Origin of the sequence: Halomonas sp. ND22Bw, assembly GCF_003011945.1 — a bacterium.
Taxonomy (GTDB): domain Bacteria; phylum Pseudomonadota; class Gammaproteobacteria; order Pseudomonadales; family Halomonadaceae; genus Halomonas; species Halomonas halophila.
In genome coordinates, this window is sequence record NZ_PXWD01000370.1 from 1 (window position 1) to 352 (window position 352).

Annotated in this window: 1 protein-coding gene; it reads left to right on the plus strand. The window is 70.2% G+C overall.

Translation table 11 applies throughout. The features are described from left to right. Positions 1-352 (plus strand): DNA translocase FtsK 4TM domain-containing protein (locus tag CVH10_RS18490; RefSeq protein WP_181244492.1); only part of this gene is annotated, 352 nt, incomplete at both ends.

The window sequence follows — 352 nt, forward strand, 5'->3', positions numbered from 1 at the left end:
CGCGTGTGGCTGTCGTCGCTGGCCGGCTGGCTGCGCGGTGGCGAAGCCGGCGGTGCGCCCGCACCGGCGCCGCTGGGCCGCTTCAACCGGAGCCGGCTCGCCTTCTGGTTCGGCCTGGTCCTGCTGCTTTGCGCCAGCGCCATGCTCGAATGGTCTCGCCTCTACCGCCTCGAGTTCCGGTTGCCCGGTCACGGCGGCGGCGTGCTCGGCTACTTCGTCGGCCCGCTGAGCGTGAAGTGGATGGGCTTCACCGGTTCCGCGCTGATCGCCATCGCCGGTGGCGTGATCGGCTCTGCCCTGGTCTTCCGTTTTTCGTGGAGCCACATTGCCGAACGGATCGGCGCACGCGTCT